Source organism: Aeromonas sp. FDAARGOS 1409, assembly GCF_019048705.1.
Classification (GTDB): Bacteria; Pseudomonadota; Gammaproteobacteria; order Enterobacterales; family Aeromonadaceae; genus Aeromonas; species Aeromonas sanarellii.
The window spans coordinates 397,029-413,029 of sequence record NZ_CP077395.1 but is presented as its reverse complement, the minus strand read 5'-3'; the positions used below and the strand labels follow the sequence as shown (position 1 = coordinate 413,029).

Sequence of the window (16,001 nt, the reverse complement as noted above, 5' to 3'; positions counted from 1 at the left end):
AATGACCAAAGGTTGCGCTCCGACATGAGATTCGCGGGTATAAGTGTGATGGTGCTTTAAATTATGCAGCTCAGTTGTCTATTTAGGTTGATCTCCATTAGCCATGGGTTTTAAATGGTTACCATTGAGCGTTGTGAGCAGGGCACGGATTTTGGCAGCAACGCAGGTTGGCATCTCACGGGACTCTGGCGGAAAGGGGCATATGAATATGATGATGCGATCAGGACCTTACCCATTGCTCTCGTTATCCCGCCTCTGGGCATTGCTGTTGATGAGCTTGTTGCTCCTCCCCAGCCTGAGTCTCACCGCCAAAACGTACCCGGTCGAGCAGACCCGCATCGAGCAGTTCTTTCCTGGCGCCGTCCTTTCCAAGGCCAGCGGTCCCTATCAGGTGCGCACCCTGACCAAAGAGGGCAAGCCGACGGGCTATGCCTTCCAGACCATCGATGTCGTCAACATCCCCGCCTATTCGGGCAAGCCGATCAACATGCAGATACTGCTCGACCCCAAGGGTGTGATCGTCGATGCCTATGTGCTCGAGCACCATGAGCCGATCCTGCTGGTGGGGATCCCGGAAGCGAAGCTGCACGACTTCAGCGCCGGATACAAAGGTGTCGGCGTCGGGCAACGGGTGGTGGTCGGCCACTCCAGCGACCCGGATGCGGTCACCATCGATGCCATCACCGGCGCGACCGTCACCGCCATGGTGGTCAACGAGATCGTCATGCACGGGGCGCACAAGGTGGCGCTGTCTCTGGGGCTGGTCAAGGAGGAGGGTGGGGCGAGACCCAAGCCCGCCCTGGTGCGTAGCGATCTCTATGAGCCCCTCGATTGGACCGGTCTCACCGGCAATGGTGCCATCCGTCGGCTGCACCTGACCCGTGGTCAGGTCGACGAGGCGTTCAAGGGCACGGAGGCAGAAGGTGTCGGCACCGCTCCGGCCGAGCGGGCCGGGGATCCCTTCATCGATCTCTACGTCACCCATCTGAACCCACCGACCATCGGCCGCAACCTGCTGGGTGAAAAACAGTATCAGGCACTGATGGAGGGGCTCAAACCCGGCGAGCAGGCCATCGCCGTGCTGGGCAGCGGGGAGTACTCCTTCAAGGGATCGGGCTATGTGCGTGGCGGCATCTTCGATCGGGTGCAACTGCGCCAGTTCGGCGACACCATCAGCTTCCGCGATCTGGACTTCCAGCGCCTCGATGATGTCTACGCCGGGGGGATGCCGACGTTTGGCGAGATGGCCATCTTCACCATCCGCGCCCATACCGCCTTCGATCCTGGTTCACCCTGGAGTCTGGAGCTGCTGGTGCGGCGTCAGACCGGACCCATCAAGAGTGTCTTCAGCAGCTTCGAACTCCCTTACCAGTTGCCCGAGTCCTATCTGACAAGACCCCTGCCGAGTGCCGAGGAGCTGGCCGCCGCCGCAGAGGCCGCGCGACCGATGTGGGCGAAGATCTGGTACCAGAAGAGCGTGCAGATCGGCATCATCGGGCTCGCCCTGCTGCTGCTCACCGCCATCCTGTTCTTCCAGGATCGCTTCACCCGGCGACCCCATTTCCTGCACTGGCTGCGCCGTGGCTACCTGCTGTTCACCCTGATCTACATCGGCTGGTATGCGCTGGGGCAGCTCTCGGTGGTCAATGTGCTGACCTTCGTCCATGCGCTGTTCCAGGATTTTCGCTGGGAGCTGTTCCTCACCGATCCCGTCATCTTCATCCTCTGGACCTTCACCGCCGCCACTATCCTGCTCTGGGGGCGCGGCGTCTTCTGTGGCTGGCTCTGCCCGTTTGGCGCCCTGCAGGAGCTGATCAACGAGGCGGCCCGCAAGCTGAAGGTCCGCCAGTTCGAGCTGCCCTTCGCCGTGCATGAACGGCTCTGGGCCATCAAATACATCATCCTGCTGGTGCTGTTCGGCATCTCGCTGGAGTCGATGCAGATGGCCGAGCAGGCCGCCGAAGTGGAGCCCTTCAAGACGGCCATCATCCTCGGCTTCGATCGGCAGTGGTGGTTCGTGCTGTACGCCGTGCTGCTGCTGGTGATCAACCTCTTCACCCGCAAGCTCTACTGCCGTTACATCTGCCCGCTGGGGGCCGCGCTGGCGATCCCCACCAAGCTGCGCCAGTTCGACTGGCTCAAGCGTCGCAAGGAGTGTGGCAGCCCCTGCCAGCTCTGCGCCAAGGAGTGCGAGATCCAGGCCATCCATCCGGATGGACGGATCAATGCCAACGAATGCCACTATTGCCTCGATTGCCAGATGACCTATCACAACGAGCGCAAGTGCCTGCCACTGGTGATGAAAAACAAGCAGGCCAAGCGTGGCGCCCAAGGACAGGTGGGCACTGAACGGATACCTGTCACCTCCATTGAAACCTGAATAACCAATAACCATCGCGAGGCGAGTCCGTTCGCCCCGTCTGAAAACGATAAAGGAGTCGGTTTATGAGTGATAAGTATCCTGACAACACCGAGCTGGAGCTGAGTCAAGGTGGCCTCAGCCGTCGTAGCTTCTTCAAGGGGGCGGGTGCGCTGACGGGGGCCGCCTTGGCGACCACGGCCTTTGGTGGCGCGGTGATGAGCCGGGAGAGCTGGGCGGCGGCCGTCTCCGAGGCCAAGCAGAACATTCATGTCGCGCCGGGCGATCTGGATGATTACTACGGCTTCTGGAGTGGCGGTCACCAGGGCGAAGTGCGGGTCATGGGTATTCCCTCCATGCGCGAGCTGATGCGGATCCCGGTGTTCAACATCGATTCCGCCACCGGCTGGGGCCTGACCAACGAGAGTCGCCACATCATGGGGGAGAGCACCAGGTTCCTGAATGGCGATTGCCATCACCCCCACATCTCCATGACCGATGGCAAGTACGACGGCAAGTACCTCTTCATCAACGACAAGGCCAATAGCCGGGTCGCCCGCATTCGGCTGGATATCATGAAGTGCGACAAGATGCTGACGGTGCCCAACGTCCAGGCCATTCACGGCCTGCGCCTGCAGAAGGTGCCCCACACCAAGTACGTGTTTGCCAACGCCGAATTCGTGATCCCTCATCCCAACGATGGCACCACCTTCGATCTGCAGAGCAAGAACAGCTACACCCTGTTCAACGTCATCGACGCCGAGAAGATGGAGATGGCCTTCCAGGTGATTGTTGATGGCAACCTGGACAACACCGATGCCGACTACACCGGCACCTATGCGGCGTCCACCTGCTACAACTCGGAGAAGGCCTACGATCTGGGCGGCATGATGCGCAACGAGCGCGACTGGGTGGTGGTCTTCAACATCCCGCGCATCGAGGCTGCCGTCAAGGAGGGCAAATTCGTGACGCTGGGTGACAGCAAGGTGCCGGTGGTGGATGGTCGGGAAGGTTCCGAGCTGACCCGCTACATCCCGGTGCCGAAGAACCCGCACGGCTGCAACACCTCGTCAGACGGCAAGTACTTCATCGCCAACGGCAAGTTGTCACCGACCGTGAGCATGATCGAGATCGCCAAGCTCGACGATCTGTTCGCCGGCAAGTTCAAGGATCCGCGCGAGGTGATCGCGGCAGAGCCGGAGCTGGGCCTGGGCCCGTTACACACCACCTTCGACGGTCGCGGCAACGCCTATACCACCCTGTTCATCGACAGTCAGGTCGTGAAGTGGAACATGGCCGACGCCGTGCGCGCCTACAACGGCGAGAAGGTGGACTACATCCGGCAGAAGCTCGACGTGCAGTACCAGCCCGGCCACATCCATGCGTCCCTGACCGAGACCAGCGAAGCCGATGGCAAGTGGCTGGTGGCGCTGTGCAAGTTCTCGAAGGATCGCTTCCTGCCCACCGGCCCGCTCCATCCGGAAAACGATCAGCTGATCGACATCTCCGGCGAGGAGATGAAGCTGGTGCATGACGGCCCCACCTTCGCCGAGCCCCACGACTGCATCCTGGCCCGCCGGGATCAGATCAAGACCCGCAAGCTGTGGGATCGCAAGGACCCCTTCTTCGCCCCGACCGTCGAGATGGCGACCAAGGACGGCATCAAGCTGGAGACCGACAACAAGGTGATCCGCGATGGCAACAAGGTGCGGGTCTATATGACCTCGTCGGCCCCGGCCTACGGCATCACCGAGTTCAAGGTCAAGCAGGGGGATGAGGTCACTGTGGTGATCACCAACATCGATCAGATCGAGGATGTCAGCCACGGCTTCGTCATGGTCAACCACGGCGTCAGCATGGAGATCAGCCCGCAGCAGACCTCCTCCATCACCTTCACCGCCGATAAGCCAGGCCTGCATTGGTACTATTGCAGCTGGTTCTGTCATGCGCTCCACATGGAGATGGTGGGTCGCATGCTGGTCGAACCGGCCTGACCATGGGTCAGGGTGGTGCCGAGCCGGCACCACCCGCATTTTCAGGATGTTGGACATGAACCCTCTCTCGGTCTTACCGGCTTTGCCAAGACGGCTTTGGCGCACCGTTGCGCTGTGGGTGCTGGGCTGTTCCTGCATCGGGGCCGCCTGTGCGGCACCTCAATCCATTCGCTCCCTGCCCCTGCAACCCGATGGTGAGGCGCACTGGCGTCTGCCTGCCGGCGAGTATCGGGGGCAGTTTCGTATCGAAGCATCCCTGACGCTCAGTTGCGAGGCGGGGGCGGTGCTCGATGCCGAGGGGGAGGGCAATGCCCTCACCATCGCCGCGCCGGACGTGACGGTGCAGGGTTGCACCCTGACCAACTGGGGTAACAACCTCACCCAACTCAATGCCGCCGTCTTCATCCAGCGGGAAGCCACCCGCGCCAGGGTGCAGGCGAACCGGATGCGGGGACCGGCCAGCGGGATCTGGGTGGATGGCACGAGCAACGTCAGCCTGCTGGAGAATGTCATCGAGGGAGATCCGCGGATCCGCTCCCAGGATCGCGGCAACGGCATTCATCTCTATGCGGTGCACGGGGCGCGGGTCATCGGCAATCGGGTACACCACGCCCGCGATGGCATCTACATCGACACCTCCAACGGCAACAGCCTCGAAGGCAATCGGCTGGAAGATCTGCGCTACGGCATTCATTACATGTTTTCCAACGACAACAGGGTGGTGGGCAACCTGACCCGCCGTACCCGCACCGGTTACGCGCTCATGCAGAGTCGCAAGCTGACCGTGATCGGCAACCGCTCCGAGCAGGATCAAAACTACGGGATCCTGATGAACTACATCACCTATTCCACCCTCACGGACAATCTGGTCACGGGGGTGCGTGACGGCGGCTCGGGTGAGGACATGGCTATGACCGCGAGCTCCGGCTCCGAGGGCAAGGCACTGTTTATCTACAACTCGTTGTTCAACCGCATCGAGCGCAACCGATTTGAGCGCAGCACGCTCGGTATCCATCTCACGGCCGGGTCGGAGGATAACCTCATCAGCGACAATGCCTTCATCGGCAACCGACAGCAGGTCAAATATGTCGCCTCCCGGCGCCAGGAGTGGTCGGTGGAGGGGCGCGGCAACTACTGGAGCGATTATCTGGGCTGGGATCGCAACGACGACGGCCTGGGCGAGGTGGCCTACGAACCGAATGACAACGTGGACAGGCTGCTCTGGCTCTACCCGCAGGTCCGGCTGCTGATGAACAGCCCCGGCATCGAGGTGCTGCGCTGGGCCCAGCGCGCCTTCCCCATCATCAAGTCGCCCGGCGTGCAGGATAGCCACCCGCTGATGCGGCCTCCCGCCATCCAGGCGCATCAGAAACAGGAGGATCCCTCATGAAGGCGGTCGACATTCAGGGCGTGCACCAGCGCATCGCGGGCATGACCATATTGCAGGACTTGAACCTGAGCCTGCACGAGGGGGAGGTGCTGGGGCTGTTTGGCCATAACGGTGCGGGCAAGACCACCAGCATGAAGCTGATCCTCGGCCTGCTGACGCCCAGCGAGGGCAGGGTCGAGGTGCTCGGTGGTCAGCCGCAGGATCTCGAGGTGCGGCGTCAGCTCGGCTATCTGCCGGAGAACGTGACCTTCTATCCGCAGCTCACGGGGCGGGAAACCCTCGCCCATTTCGCCCGTCTGCGGGGGGCTGCCCCCCAACAGGTGGCGGTGTTGCTGGATCAGGTCGGGCTCGGCCACGCGGCGGATCGCCGGGTGAAGACCTACTCCAAGGGGATGCGCCAGCGGCTCGGCCTGGCCCAGGCACTGCTCGGCGAGCCGCGCCTGCTGCTGCTCGATGAACCCACGGTGGGGCTGGATCCCATCGCCACCCAGGAGCTCTATCAGCTGATCGATCGCCTGCGTCAGGGGGGGACCAGCATCATCCTCTGCTCCCACGCGCTCGCCGGGGTGGAGTCTCATCTCAATCGCGTCGCCATTCTGGCCGCTGGCCGCTTGCAAGCCGTGGGCGACCTCGCCCAGTTGCGCGCCGACACCGGCTTGCCGGTACGGATGCGCGTTCACGGGCTGGCAGATGGCAGCCATTGGCGCGACCGCTGGCAGGGGGCGGGCCACCAGACGCGCTTGCTCGATGCACAGAGCCTGGAGGTGGTGGTGCACAACGGCCACAAGCTGGCGCTGCTACGCGAGTTACTGCGTGAATGCGAGCCGGGCGACATCGAGGTGCATCAACCCTCGCTGGAAGATCTCTATTGCCACTACATGGCGCGCGCCGATCAGGCGAACCGGAAGGAGGGACAGCCATGAATCAGGTCTGGAACATTGCCCGCAAGGAGTTCAGCGATGGCCTGCGCAACCGTTGGCTGCTGGCCATCAGCCTGCTGTTTGCGGTGCTGGCGGTCGGCATCGCCTGGCTCGGCGCCGCCGCCTCCGGCCAGTTGGGGTTTACCTCCATCCCCGCCACCATCGCGAGTCTGGCGAGCCTCGCGACCTTCCTGATGCCCCTCATCGCCCTGCTGCTGGCCTATGACGCCATCGTCGGTGAGGAGGAGAGCGGCACCCTGATGCTGCTGCTGACCTACCCCCTCGGTCACGGCCAGATCCTGATGGGCAAATTTGTCGGCCATGGCCTGATCCTGGCGCTGGCGACGCTGCTCGGCTTTGGCTGCGCCGCCCTGGCCATCGCCGTGCTGGTGGAGGATATCTCCCTCTCCACCCTGGTCTGGGCGTTCGGCCGTTTCATGGTGTCGTCAACCCTGCTGGGCTGGGTCTTCCTCGCCATGGCCTATGTGCTGAGCAGCAAGGTCAGCGAGAAGTCCCGCGCCGCCGGGCTGGCGCTGGGCGTCTGGTTCCTGTTCGTGCTGGTGTTTGATCTGCTGCTGCTGGCCCTGCTGGTGCTAAGCGAGGGGCATTTCAGCGCCACCCTCCTGCCCTGGCTGCTGTTGCTCAATCCGGCGGACATCTACCGGCTGATCAACCTCTCCGGCTTCGAGGGGGAGAGTGGCGGGCTGGGAGTCCTTTCTCTCGGCAGCGAATTGCCCTTTCCCAGCGAGCTGCTCGGGCTCTGCCTGCTGTTGTGGGTCGGCGTGTCGCTGTGGCTGGCTTATGCCGTGTTTCGTCGTCGCTCGCTCTGAGCCGGGTATCACAAGGATATTAATATGCTGAATTCAAATGGTTTTTATCTCAAAGGCTGTCTGGCAGCCCTGCTGCTTGCGCTGGCCGGTTGCAACGATGCCGACTCGGATCGGCAGGTGTATGAGCCGGTCGCCTTTCACTCCGGCGACGAGTGTCACGTCTGCGGCATGGCGATCGGTGACTTTCCCGGCCCCAAGGGGGAGGCGGTGGGCAAAGAGGGGGCGATGAAGTTCTGCTCGACGGCCGAGCTGTTCGGTTGGTGGTTGCAACCGGAAAACCGGGGACAAGATATCACCCTCTATGTGCACGACATGGCGCGCTCGACCTGGGAGAAGCCGAATGATGACGCCCTGATCGACGCTCGCCAGGCCTTTTATGTCGTCGGCGCGAACCTGAAAGGGGCCATGGGGGCCGCACTGGCCTCGTTCGCCCGCGAAGAGGATGCCAAGGCGTTCGCCGCCAAACAGGGTGGCAGGCTGGTGCGGTTCGGGCAGATAGATCTCGCCCTGCTGCAACCCGACTCCCATCAGGCCGAGCCGCACGGCGGTACGGCGGCCCATTGACCGGCTGGCATCGACCACATTTTTCACCCCTTCTCACTCATTAGATCGCAAGAGGATGCTCCCATGATGGGGATCAGTGTTTGGAAGCTTTTGATCATTCTCGCCATTGTCATCATGTTGTTTGGCACTGGACGCCTGCGTGGCATCGGTTCGGATCTGGGCAATGCCGTGCGGGGATTTCGTAACATGCTGGGCGATAAAGAGAGCCAGTAAGAGAACATTATCTGCGCCCGATATCTGATGCCCTTGGTCGCGCCGGGCCGCCAGCGTGACCGGGTTCGAGAGGCCGGATACCAAGCGGGGGCGTTACCGCCTCCATCAACAAAAGGAAATACCAACATGAAAAAAAGCGTGCTTTCACTGTTAGTACTGGGTTCTGTGTTCGGCCTGCAACCGGCGATGGCGCAAGATGGCGAGGCGCTGTTCAGGAGCAAGCCTTGCGTGGGCTGCCACATGGTGGACTCCAAGCTGGTCGGCCCCGCCTTCACGGATGTGGCCGCCAAGTATGCAGGGCAGAAGGACGCCGCCACCCTGCTGGCCGGTCGCATCAAGAATGGCACCCAGGGCACCTGGGGTGCCGTGCCCATGCCGGCCAACGCCGTCACGGAAGACGAGGCCAAGACCTTGGCCGAATGGGTGCTCAGTCAGAAAAAATGAGTCGTGTCGGCTCGCACTTGGGCCGATGTTGAGTCAGGGGGGATCCGGGACCTTGCCGCCAGGATCACCCTCTGACCATCGGGTCCCGCTCTCTTTCCACCGCAAGAGACGATGCCGGTGCTCCGCATGATGAGGGTCTGGCGCCCGTCATCTCTCCCGACGCGCACCCAGGTTCCCCGCCCCCTGTCTATGCCGATGCCCGGCAGTCCCGACGACCCTCTCGTGAACCAGGCCGCCTATGAGCGTCCCCTCCCTGACTTCCTCTATGCGGAGGCCACACAGGGTGGGGTCTGTCGTTGGCGAGCGGAAGAAAACGGGAGGGATGGCGTGGGCCATCCCTCTTTTCATTGATGCATCAGATCTGGCGATGCCAGTCGCGTCAGATCCTGGGGGTGAAGGGGGTCAGCTTGGCCAGCGGGGCGGCGTCCATAAACTCCTGGGGCGCTTCACCGTGTTTGAAGATCTTGAAGCCCTCGCCCCGGGTGCTCCAGTATTCGATGCGCTCGCCGCCGTTCTCGCCGCTTACCTGAAGCAGGCTCCCTTCGCGCAGGGCCACCACGGACTCGCTCGGGTTGATGGCGCAGAACTCGGCGAGCCGCTCGTCCCGGGTCTCCCCCATGTGGCCGCTGATGCCGGCATCCAGGTAGTGGGGGTTGATCTGCACGGGGAACAGGCCCAGCGCCGGCAGCACGGCGGCGCTGCACACCGGCATGTCGTTGGTGGTGCGGATGCTGGGGGTAGCCACGTTGCAGCCGGCGCTCCAGCCCACATAGGGCACGCCCCGCTCGCGCACGGCACGCTGGATGGGCACCACCAGGCCGTATTCGTGCAGCAGCTGGTTCAGGCGCCAGGTGTTGCCGCCGCTGATGAAGATGGCGTCGGCCCGCTGGATGGCATCCACCGGATCGTCGAACTGGTGGATGCTGATGGCCTTCACCCCCAGGCTCTCGCTGAGTTCGAAGGCGCGGGCGTCCCAGTCGCTGCGGATCACCGCGTAGGGGATGAGCAGGATGTGCTTGACCTGTTTGCGGGCGAGCAGGGTTTGTACCCGCTCCCGGGCCCAGCCGAGCAGGCCGGGGTGTTCTGTGGTTTTGCCGTTGCTGAGCAGAAGCAGTTCCATGAAAGCTGTCCTCAAAGGGTGAAAGCGGAGGAGGGAGGATCACTTGGGCCGGTGCGGCCAAGTGGCCGTCGGGGCATGCTAGCACCCCGGGCCGGGCGGTTCTGTGATCCGGGGACCCATTCAACCACAGCGAAGGGGCGGGTCAATGCCAATGGATGAATGCGCAGCGCCAATGAAAGACCCCGCCGAGGCGGGGTCCGAGGAGGGCTGGACGGATCAGGAGGCGGTCGCCTCGGCCACCCGGAACTCGGGCTGCTGGCGCAGCTTCCACAGCTCGCTCCACTTGCGCAGGGCGGAGATCAGGATCAGCGCCCCCAGCACCAGCATGATGAGGGAGATGATGCCGTTCATCGGGTTGTAGCCCTTGGCGGCCGAGTTGAAGTAGACGTTGCGCATCATCCAGTAACCGGCGTAGTTGACGGTGACGAACAGGTAGGCCAGCGGGATCAGGCAGGTCAGCATGTAGCGGCGCTTGTGGGCCAGTCGCAAGATGATGGTGGCGCCTATGATGAGGCCCACCGAGGCCATCAGCTGGTTCGATACCCCGAACAGCGCCCACACAGAGCCGATATCGCCGGACATCAGCAGATAGCCCCACATCACGCAGGCGAGCACGCTGGCCCCGATGGCGCCCGGCATCCAGTCGATGCGCTTGAGGGGCGGGTAGAACTCGCCGAAGAAGTCCTGGATGAGGTAGCGGGAGACCCGGGTGCCGGAGTCGACGGCGGTCAGGATGAAGACCGCTTCGAACATCACCACGAACTGGAAGAAGTAGGAGGCGAGGTTACTGAACCAGGGCACCTTGGTGAAGATGTAGGACATGCCCACTGCCAGGGTGACGGCGCCGCCGGTGCGGCCGTTCAGATCCATGCCGATCTCCTGGGAGAGGAAGGGCAGGTCCACCACCTGCATCCCCAGCTTGGCGAAGGCTTCCGGGGTGGCGTTGATGGCGAAGTAGTCCGCCGGGTGCAGGGCGGTGGCGGCGATCAGCGCCATCACGCCCACCACGCACTCCGCCAGCATGGCACCGAAGGCGACCGGCAGGATGTCGTTCCACTTGTCCACCAGTTTCGGGGTGGTGCCCGAGCCGATGAAGGCGTGGAAGCCGGAGATGGCGCCACAGGCGATGGTGATGGAGATGAAGGGCCAGACCGGGCCGCCCAGTACCGGGCCGCCGCCGTGGACGAACTGGGTCATGGCGGGGAACTGGATCTCGGGGTTGATGCAGATGACGCCGATCACCAGGGCGCCGAACACGCCGATCTTCATGAAGCTGGAGATGTAGCCGCGCGGGGTGAGCAGCAGCCAGACCGGCAGCGCGGTGGCGAAGAAGGCGTAGATGGGCAGCGCCAGACTGATGGTCTCGGCGCGCAGGGTCAGCCAGGCACCGAAGGCGCTCTCCTGCACGTAGGGGCCGAAGAAGACGCAGGCCAGCACGGCGATGAAGCCCACCGAGGAGGCGGCTTGCAGGTTGCCGGTCAGCTTGTGCCAGATCCCCACCACCATGGAGATGGGGATGGTCATGAAGACCGCGAACACGCCCCAGGCGTTACGCTCCAGCGCGTGCACCACCACCATGGAGAGACCCGCCATGGTGATGGTGATGATGAACAGCATCGCAAGGCCGGTACACCAACCCGCGATGGGGCCGAGCTCGGCCTTGGCCACCTCGGAGAGGGACTTGCCCTGGTGCTTCATGGAGGCGAACAGCACGACTGTGTCGTGCACCGCACCGCCGATGACGCAGCCGATCAGCAGCCAGAGGAAGCTCGGCAGGTAGCCGTACTGGGCGGCCAGGACCGGGCCCACCAGGGGGCCGGCGGCGGCGATGGCCGCGAAGTGCTGGCCGAAGTTGACCCACTTGTTGGTCGGCACATAGTTCTTGCCATCTTCCAGCTCGTGGGAGGGGGTGACCAGCTTGTCGTCGGCCCGCAGCACCTTGCGCACAAAGAACACGCCGTAGAGGCGATAGGCGATGGCGAGGATGCAGAGGGCCGCAATGACGAAGGTGATTGCGTGTTGCATGACGGAGTTTCCTTTTCCTGCGGCCAATCTGGCCGGGCTCAGGCTGCACTCTACGCAGGCGGCAGGGAAAGGGGAGCGCAGAAAGGGTCAGTGGCAGAGGGCCGCCCGCGAGCGGCAGAAAAGCGGCCCCGAGCGGTTTGAGGGATGAGCCGGCGGGCGCGGGAAGCGGGTGAGCGGTAACGGGCAGGGGATGGGGCGAGTGGCCCGCCCCTCAGGGGATCTCCAACAATTCTTTGAGGGGCTTGAGGTAGCGCCGGCTCACCGGCACCTTGTGGCCGCCCTGGGTCACCACCTCCGCCAGGCCGCCGTCCAGCAGCAGGATCTCGCGGATCTGGCCCGGGTTGAGCAGGTACTGGCGGTGACAGCGCACGAAGCCGGTCTTCTCCTCCAGGGTGCGCAGGGTCAGCTCGGTGGTGCCTTGCTGCTGGGCGCTCACCACCTTGTTGCCGGCCAGATCGCTGTGGACGAACTCCACCTCGCCAAGGGGCAGCAGCAGGATGCGGTTGTGGCCGCTGCAGGGAATGCTGCGCAGGGGCTGGGCGATGCGGGTCGGATCCGGCAGCGGTTGGCCCGCCAGCTCACCCTTTGGCGAAAGCAGCCGCTGGATGCGCTCCAGCGCCTTGTTCATCCGTTCGCTGGTGACCGGCTTGAGCAGGTAGTCGAGGGCGTTCTCCTCGAACGCGCGCAGGGCAAACTCGTCGTAGGCGGTGATGAAGACGATGTGGGGGCGCAAGTCCGGATCCAGCATGCTCACCAGCTCCAGCCCGCTGATGCGCGGCATCTGGATGTCGAGAAACAGCAGGTCGGGTTTCAGGCGATGGATGGCGGGCAGCGCCTCCATGGCGTGGGCACACTCCCCCAACAGGCGGATGTTGCCCGCCTGCTCCAGCAGCAGCCGCAGCTCCTCGCGGGCGAGGGGTTCATCGTCGACGATCAGGGCGGTCAGCATGGGCTCTCCTGCAGGGGAAGGGTGATCCTCACCCGGGTGGATTGATGGGGCTCGCAGTGAATGGTGACCCCGTACTCGGCGCCGTAACGGGCCTTGATGCGCCGATCCACTATGTTCATGCCAAGGCCGCTCTCCTCCCGCCTGGCCTGATAGAGGCCGGCGTTGTCACAGACCTCCAGCACCAGCTGCTCGCCCTCCTGCCGCGCCGTCAGGGTCAGTTTGCCGGGCTCGAACATCTGGGAGATGCCGTGCTTGATGGCGTTCTCGACGATGGGCTGCAGGGAGAAGGTGGGCAGCCGGTACTCCAGCAGCGGTTCGGGGATCTGGATCTGCACGCTCAGGTGCTCGGCGAAGCGGGCCTGCTCGATGTGCAGATAGGCGTTCACATGCTCCAGCTCGTCGGCCAGGGTCACCTCGTCACCCTGGCGCTTGAGGTTCTTGCGAAAGAAGGTGGAGAGGTGGTGCACCAGGGTGCGGGCATCCTCGGGGTCGCGCCGGATCACCGCCGCCAGGGTGTTGAGGGCGTTGAACAGGAAGTGCGGGTTGATCTGCGCCTGCAACAGCTTGATCTCCGACTGGGCCAGCAGCCGCTTCTGCTCGTTGTACTTGCCGGCCAGGATCTGGCCGGAGAGCAGCCGGGCGATCCCTTCCCCCAGGGTACGGTTGATGGAGGAGAAGAACTTGCGCTTGGGCTCGTAGAGCTTGATGGTACCCACCACCGACCCCTCTTCCCCCCGCAGCGGAATGACCAGCGAGGAGCCGAGCCGGCACTGGGGATGCAGGTTGCAACTGTAAGGGATGAGGTTGCCGTCCGCATAGACCACCTCGTTGTGCTGGATCGCCTTGAAGGTGTGGGCCGAGTTGATGGCGGTGCCCGGCAGATGGTGATCCTCGCCGATGCCGATAAAGGCGAGCAGCTTCTCCCGATCGGTGATGGCCACCGCACCGACCCCGGTCTCCTCGTAGAGGATGCGCGCCATCTGCTGGCACGCCTCCTGGGTGAAGCCCTTGTCCAGCACCCGCATCGCCCGCTCGGCGATCTTGAGGGCGCGGGCGGAGAAGGCGACCGAGTACTTCTCCAGCATGGCGCGGTGATCGAGGATCATCCGCATGAACATGGCGGCACCCAGGGTATTGGCCACCAGCATGGGGGCTATGATGTTCTCGATGAGGTGGATGGCGTCGTCATACGGACGGGCCACCAGCAATATGATCCCCATCTGCATCAGCTCGGCGATGAGGGCCACAGAGCCCACCACCCAGGGGCTGAACAGCAGATCGAGCCGGTGGCGGGCGACGAAGTGGCGGTGCACCAGGCCGCCGAGCAGCCCCTCGGCGATGGTGGAGAAGGTGCAGGCCAGGGCGGTAAAGCCCCCCAGCGAGTAGCGATGGATGCCGCCGGTGAGCCCCACCAGGAGGCCCACCACAGGGCCGCCGACGATGCCGCCGAGCACGGCGCCGATGGCGCGGGTGTTGGCGATGGAGTCCTCGACCCTGAGGCCAAAGTAGGTGCCCATGACGCAGAAGCCGGAGAAGATGAGGTAGCAGAGGATCTTGTGGGGCCAGCTCAGGGTCACCTGAGTGAGCGGCATGAAGAGCGGCGTCTTGGAGAGCAGCCAGGCGATCACCAGATAGACGCACAGCTGCTGGAAGAGAGATATCACGAGCGCGAATTGTTCGAAAGCCACGGCACACTATCTCGAAAGGGGATGCTCATCCAATGGACGCGGAGTATTAGCAAACCCCGATTTGCGCTGCAAGCCGCGGGCGCCGGAATAGCGCGCCTGCGCACAGATTTGCCGGCACCCTGAGTCAAAGGCATCCCTTCGCCCTGGCTGCCGGTCAATCGAGCGCGACGTCGACCCACACCAGGCGGTGATCCGAACTGACTCCCTTGGCGATGCCGAGCTTGGCGTCATACACCAGGTGATGGCCCGGCTCGAAGCTGGCCGGCCAGAACACGCCGGAGGCGACCGCGTTCAGGTTGGCGGAGGGCAGCACGTGGTCGAGCTGCAGGCCGCTGCTGCTGGTGATGCGCTCCGGGGTGGGGCGGTTGTTGTTGCGCTTGCACTGATCCGGCTGGCTGGCGAGGCACTCGGGGCCGCCCTGGCTGACCGGGATCAGGGCGCCCTTGGTGACGGCCTGATTGACCAGCACATGGTTGTGCAGATCCTGGATGGCGGTGAGATCCCCATCGCCAATCTGGGGATCGGCATTGAGATCGCCAGCGATGACGAACCTGGCGCCCGCGAGCAGGCCACCGGCCTTGCCGGCGTCATCCACCATGTAGCTTGCCCCTTCCACATAGTCCTGCCAGAAGGCTATCTCGGCGCGGTTGTGCTTGACGGTGTGGCGCGCCGCGTTACCGAAGATGGGCGGGGTCGGGTGGGAGATGAGGAAGTGGATCACCTCCTCCCTGTCTCCCTGCCTGATGCGCACCGGCACGTCGGCGTGGTTCTTGGATGAGAGCGGGAAGGCCTGCCAGGCGGCGTCGTCATACCAGGCATCGCCACACTGGCGGCTGGCCGGGATCTGGGCCTTGGCATTGTTGCAGTCATCGATGATGGGGTTCTTCTCGCCCGGCATCTCCTTCCACTTGAAGTGCTGGAAGGTACGGATCTGCCTGGTATCGATGGGGTACTGGGACATCACGGCGAAGGCGTACTGGCCGTGGTAGTTGCCAAAGCCCCAGGCGTCGTCCGGCCCGTTGTTGCGCTTTCCGTCCAGGTTGAGGTCATGGCCGCTCATCAGGCCGGTGTTGGTGGCGAAGTGCTGCAGCACCGGGTAGCCGATGGCCTTCACCTCGTCGTGCTGGGCGTGGGCCAGGTAGTTGTCGTTGAAGGCTTTGAGGTCCGTGGTGTCGCTGCCCTTGCCGTCATTGTCGAATTCGCTCAGCAGCAACACGTCCGGCCGGGTGCGCTGCACTATCTCGGCGACGTTGCGGATCTGCTGCACGTTCAAGGCCCTGGTCTTCTCGGCTCCGCTCAGGGTGCCGTCGGCGAGGCGGACCAGAAGGGCATCCTGCTCGGTGCGGCTCAGGGCCAGTTCACCGGCGAGCATGCCGGGGGCGGTGCGATCGAAGGCGAGGTTGAAGGTGGCAAAGCGGATCATGGCTGGTCTCGGCGTCATGGTGGCCGGGACAGCCTGCCATCTTTGGCAGAAAAATGGCAGCACCCTGCCGGATTTCCAGGGG

11 protein-coding genes and 2 pseudogenes are annotated in these 16,001 nt (G+C 63.6%); 8 read left to right on the top strand and 5 right to left on the bottom strand.

Annotated features, from left to right (window positions below; genetic code table 11):
- The first annotated feature begins 271 nt into the window (after positions 1-271).
- The 8 genes and pseudogenes from nosR to I6L39_RS01895 all read left to right on the top strand — a co-directional run bounded on the left by nosR (position 272) and on the right by I6L39_RS01895 (position 8,714).
- Positions 272-2,380 carry a transcriptional regulator NosR gene (gene nosR, locus I6L39_RS01930; RefSeq protein WP_254203716.1) on the top strand — a complete coding sequence of 703 codons (2,109 nt, stop codon included), beginning with the start codon at positions 272-274 and terminating at the stop codon, positions 2,378-2,380.
- A 65-nt stretch (positions 2,381-2,445) separates the two neighbouring features.
- Positions 2,446-4,353, top strand: a complete 1,908-nt coding sequence (gene nosZ, locus I6L39_RS01925) for a TAT-dependent nitrous-oxide reductase (protein WP_216990879.1) — start codon at positions 2,446-2,448, stop codon at positions 4,351-4,353.
- 55 nt (positions 4,354-4,408) lie between these two features.
- Positions 4,409-5,743 (top strand): nitrous oxide reductase family maturation protein NosD, encoded by a 1,335-nt coding sequence (locus I6L39_RS01920; RefSeq protein ID WP_254203715.1) that lies wholly within the window; start codon positions 4,409-4,411, stop codon positions 5,741-5,743.
- On the top strand, positions 5,740-6,666 hold the full coding sequence (locus I6L39_RS01915) for an ABC transporter ATP-binding protein (protein WP_216990878.1): 927 nt from the start codon (positions 5,740-5,742) through the stop codon (positions 6,664-6,666). The genes I6L39_RS01920 and I6L39_RS01915 overlap by 4 nt, the downstream gene beginning before the upstream one ends.
- Complete coding sequence (locus I6L39_RS01910; RefSeq protein ID WP_216990877.1) at positions 6,663-7,493, top strand: ABC transporter permease; 831 nt, start codon at positions 6,663-6,665, stop codon at positions 7,491-7,493. The genes I6L39_RS01915 and I6L39_RS01910 overlap by 4 nt, the downstream gene beginning before the upstream one ends.
- A gap of 24 nt (positions 7,494-7,517) precedes the next feature.
- Positions 7,518-8,057 (top strand): nitrous oxide reductase accessory protein NosL, encoded by a 540-nt coding sequence (locus I6L39_RS01905; protein WP_216990876.1) that lies wholly within the window; start codon positions 7,518-7,520, stop codon positions 8,055-8,057.
- Between the two features lie 63 nt (positions 8,058-8,120).
- A pseudogene (gene tatA / locus I6L39_RS01900) lies at positions 8,121-8,240 on the top strand (twin-arginine translocase TatA/TatE family subunit); the annotation flags it as partial.
- A 156-nt stretch (positions 8,241-8,396) separates the two neighbouring features.
- On the top strand, positions 8,397-8,714 hold the full coding sequence (locus I6L39_RS01895; protein WP_042074913.1) for a c-type cytochrome: 318 nt from the start codon (positions 8,397-8,399) through the stop codon (positions 8,712-8,714).
- Positions 8,715-9,093: 379 nt separating this feature from the next.
- On the opposite strand, the gene pepE is transcribed toward I6L39_RS01895, so the two are convergent.
- The 5 genes and pseudogenes from pepE to I6L39_RS01870 form a co-directional block, all read right to left on the bottom strand.
- A complete protein-coding gene (gene pepE, locus I6L39_RS01890) occupies positions 9,094-9,834 on the bottom strand; it encodes a dipeptidase PepE (RefSeq protein WP_216990875.1) in 741 nt (246 codons plus the stop codon).
- Positions 9,835-10,050: 216 nt separating this feature from the next.
- Positions 10,051-11,859: a carbon starvation protein A gene (locus I6L39_RS01885; protein ID WP_216990874.1), complete on the bottom strand. Its 1,809-nt coding sequence runs from the start codon at positions 11,857-11,859 to the stop codon at positions 10,051-10,053.
- 211 nt (positions 11,860-12,070) lie between these two features.
- Positions 12,071-12,808: a two-component system response regulator BtsR gene (btsR, locus tag I6L39_RS01880; RefSeq protein WP_043167151.1), complete on the bottom strand. Its 738-nt coding sequence runs from the start codon at positions 12,806-12,808 to the stop codon at positions 12,071-12,073.
- Entirely contained in the window at positions 12,802-14,496 is a 1,695-nt protein-coding gene (locus I6L39_RS01875) for a sensor histidine kinase (RefSeq protein ID WP_216990873.1), read from the bottom strand. Before I6L39_RS01875 ends, btsR begins: the two co-directional genes overlap by 7 nt.
- A gap of 154 nt (positions 14,497-14,650) precedes the next feature.
- Positions 14,651-15,959: pseudogene (locus I6L39_RS01870) on the bottom strand (endonuclease/exonuclease/phosphatase family protein).
- Between the last annotated feature and the right edge of the window lie 42 nt (positions 15,960-16,001).

What these genes read in the sequence shown, in the direction of transcription:
- nosZ (WP_216990879.1), top strand. Translation starts at nt 2,446, where the DNA reads ATGAGTGATAAGTATCCTGACAACACCGAGCTGGAGCTGAGTCAAGGT.
- I6L39_RS01920 (WP_254203715.1), top strand. Translation starts at nt 4,409, where the DNA reads ATGAACCCTCTCTCGGTCTTACCGGCTTTGCCAAGACGGCTTTGGCGC.
- nosR (WP_254203716.1), top strand. Translation starts at nt 272, where the DNA reads ATGAGCTTGTTGCTCCTCCCCAGCCTGAGTCTCACCGCCAAAACGTAC.
- I6L39_RS01905 (WP_216990876.1), top strand. Translation starts at nt 7,518, where the DNA reads ATGCTGAATTCAAATGGTTTTTATCTCAAAGGCTGTCTGGCAGCCCTG.
- pepE (WP_216990875.1), bottom strand. Translation starts at nt 9,834, where the DNA reads ATGGAACTGCTTCTGCTCAGCAACGGCAAAACCACAGAACACCCCGGC.
- I6L39_RS01895 (WP_042074913.1), top strand. Translation starts at nt 8,397, where the DNA reads ATGAAAAAAAGCGTGCTTTCACTGTTAGTACTGGGTTCTGTGTTCGGC.
- I6L39_RS01885 (WP_216990874.1), bottom strand. Translation starts at nt 11,859, where the DNA reads ATGCAACACGCAATCACCTTCGTCATTGCGGCCCTCTGCATCCTCGCC.
- I6L39_RS01915 (WP_216990878.1), top strand. Translation starts at nt 5,740, where the DNA reads ATGAAGGCGGTCGACATTCAGGGCGTGCACCAGCGCATCGCGGGCATG.
- I6L39_RS01910 (WP_216990877.1), top strand. Translation starts at nt 6,663, where the DNA reads ATGAATCAGGTCTGGAACATTGCCCGCAAGGAGTTCAGCGATGGCCTG.
- btsR (WP_043167151.1), bottom strand. Translation starts at nt 12,808, where the DNA reads ATGCTGACCGCCCTGATCGTCGACGATGAACCCCTCGCCCGCGAGGAG.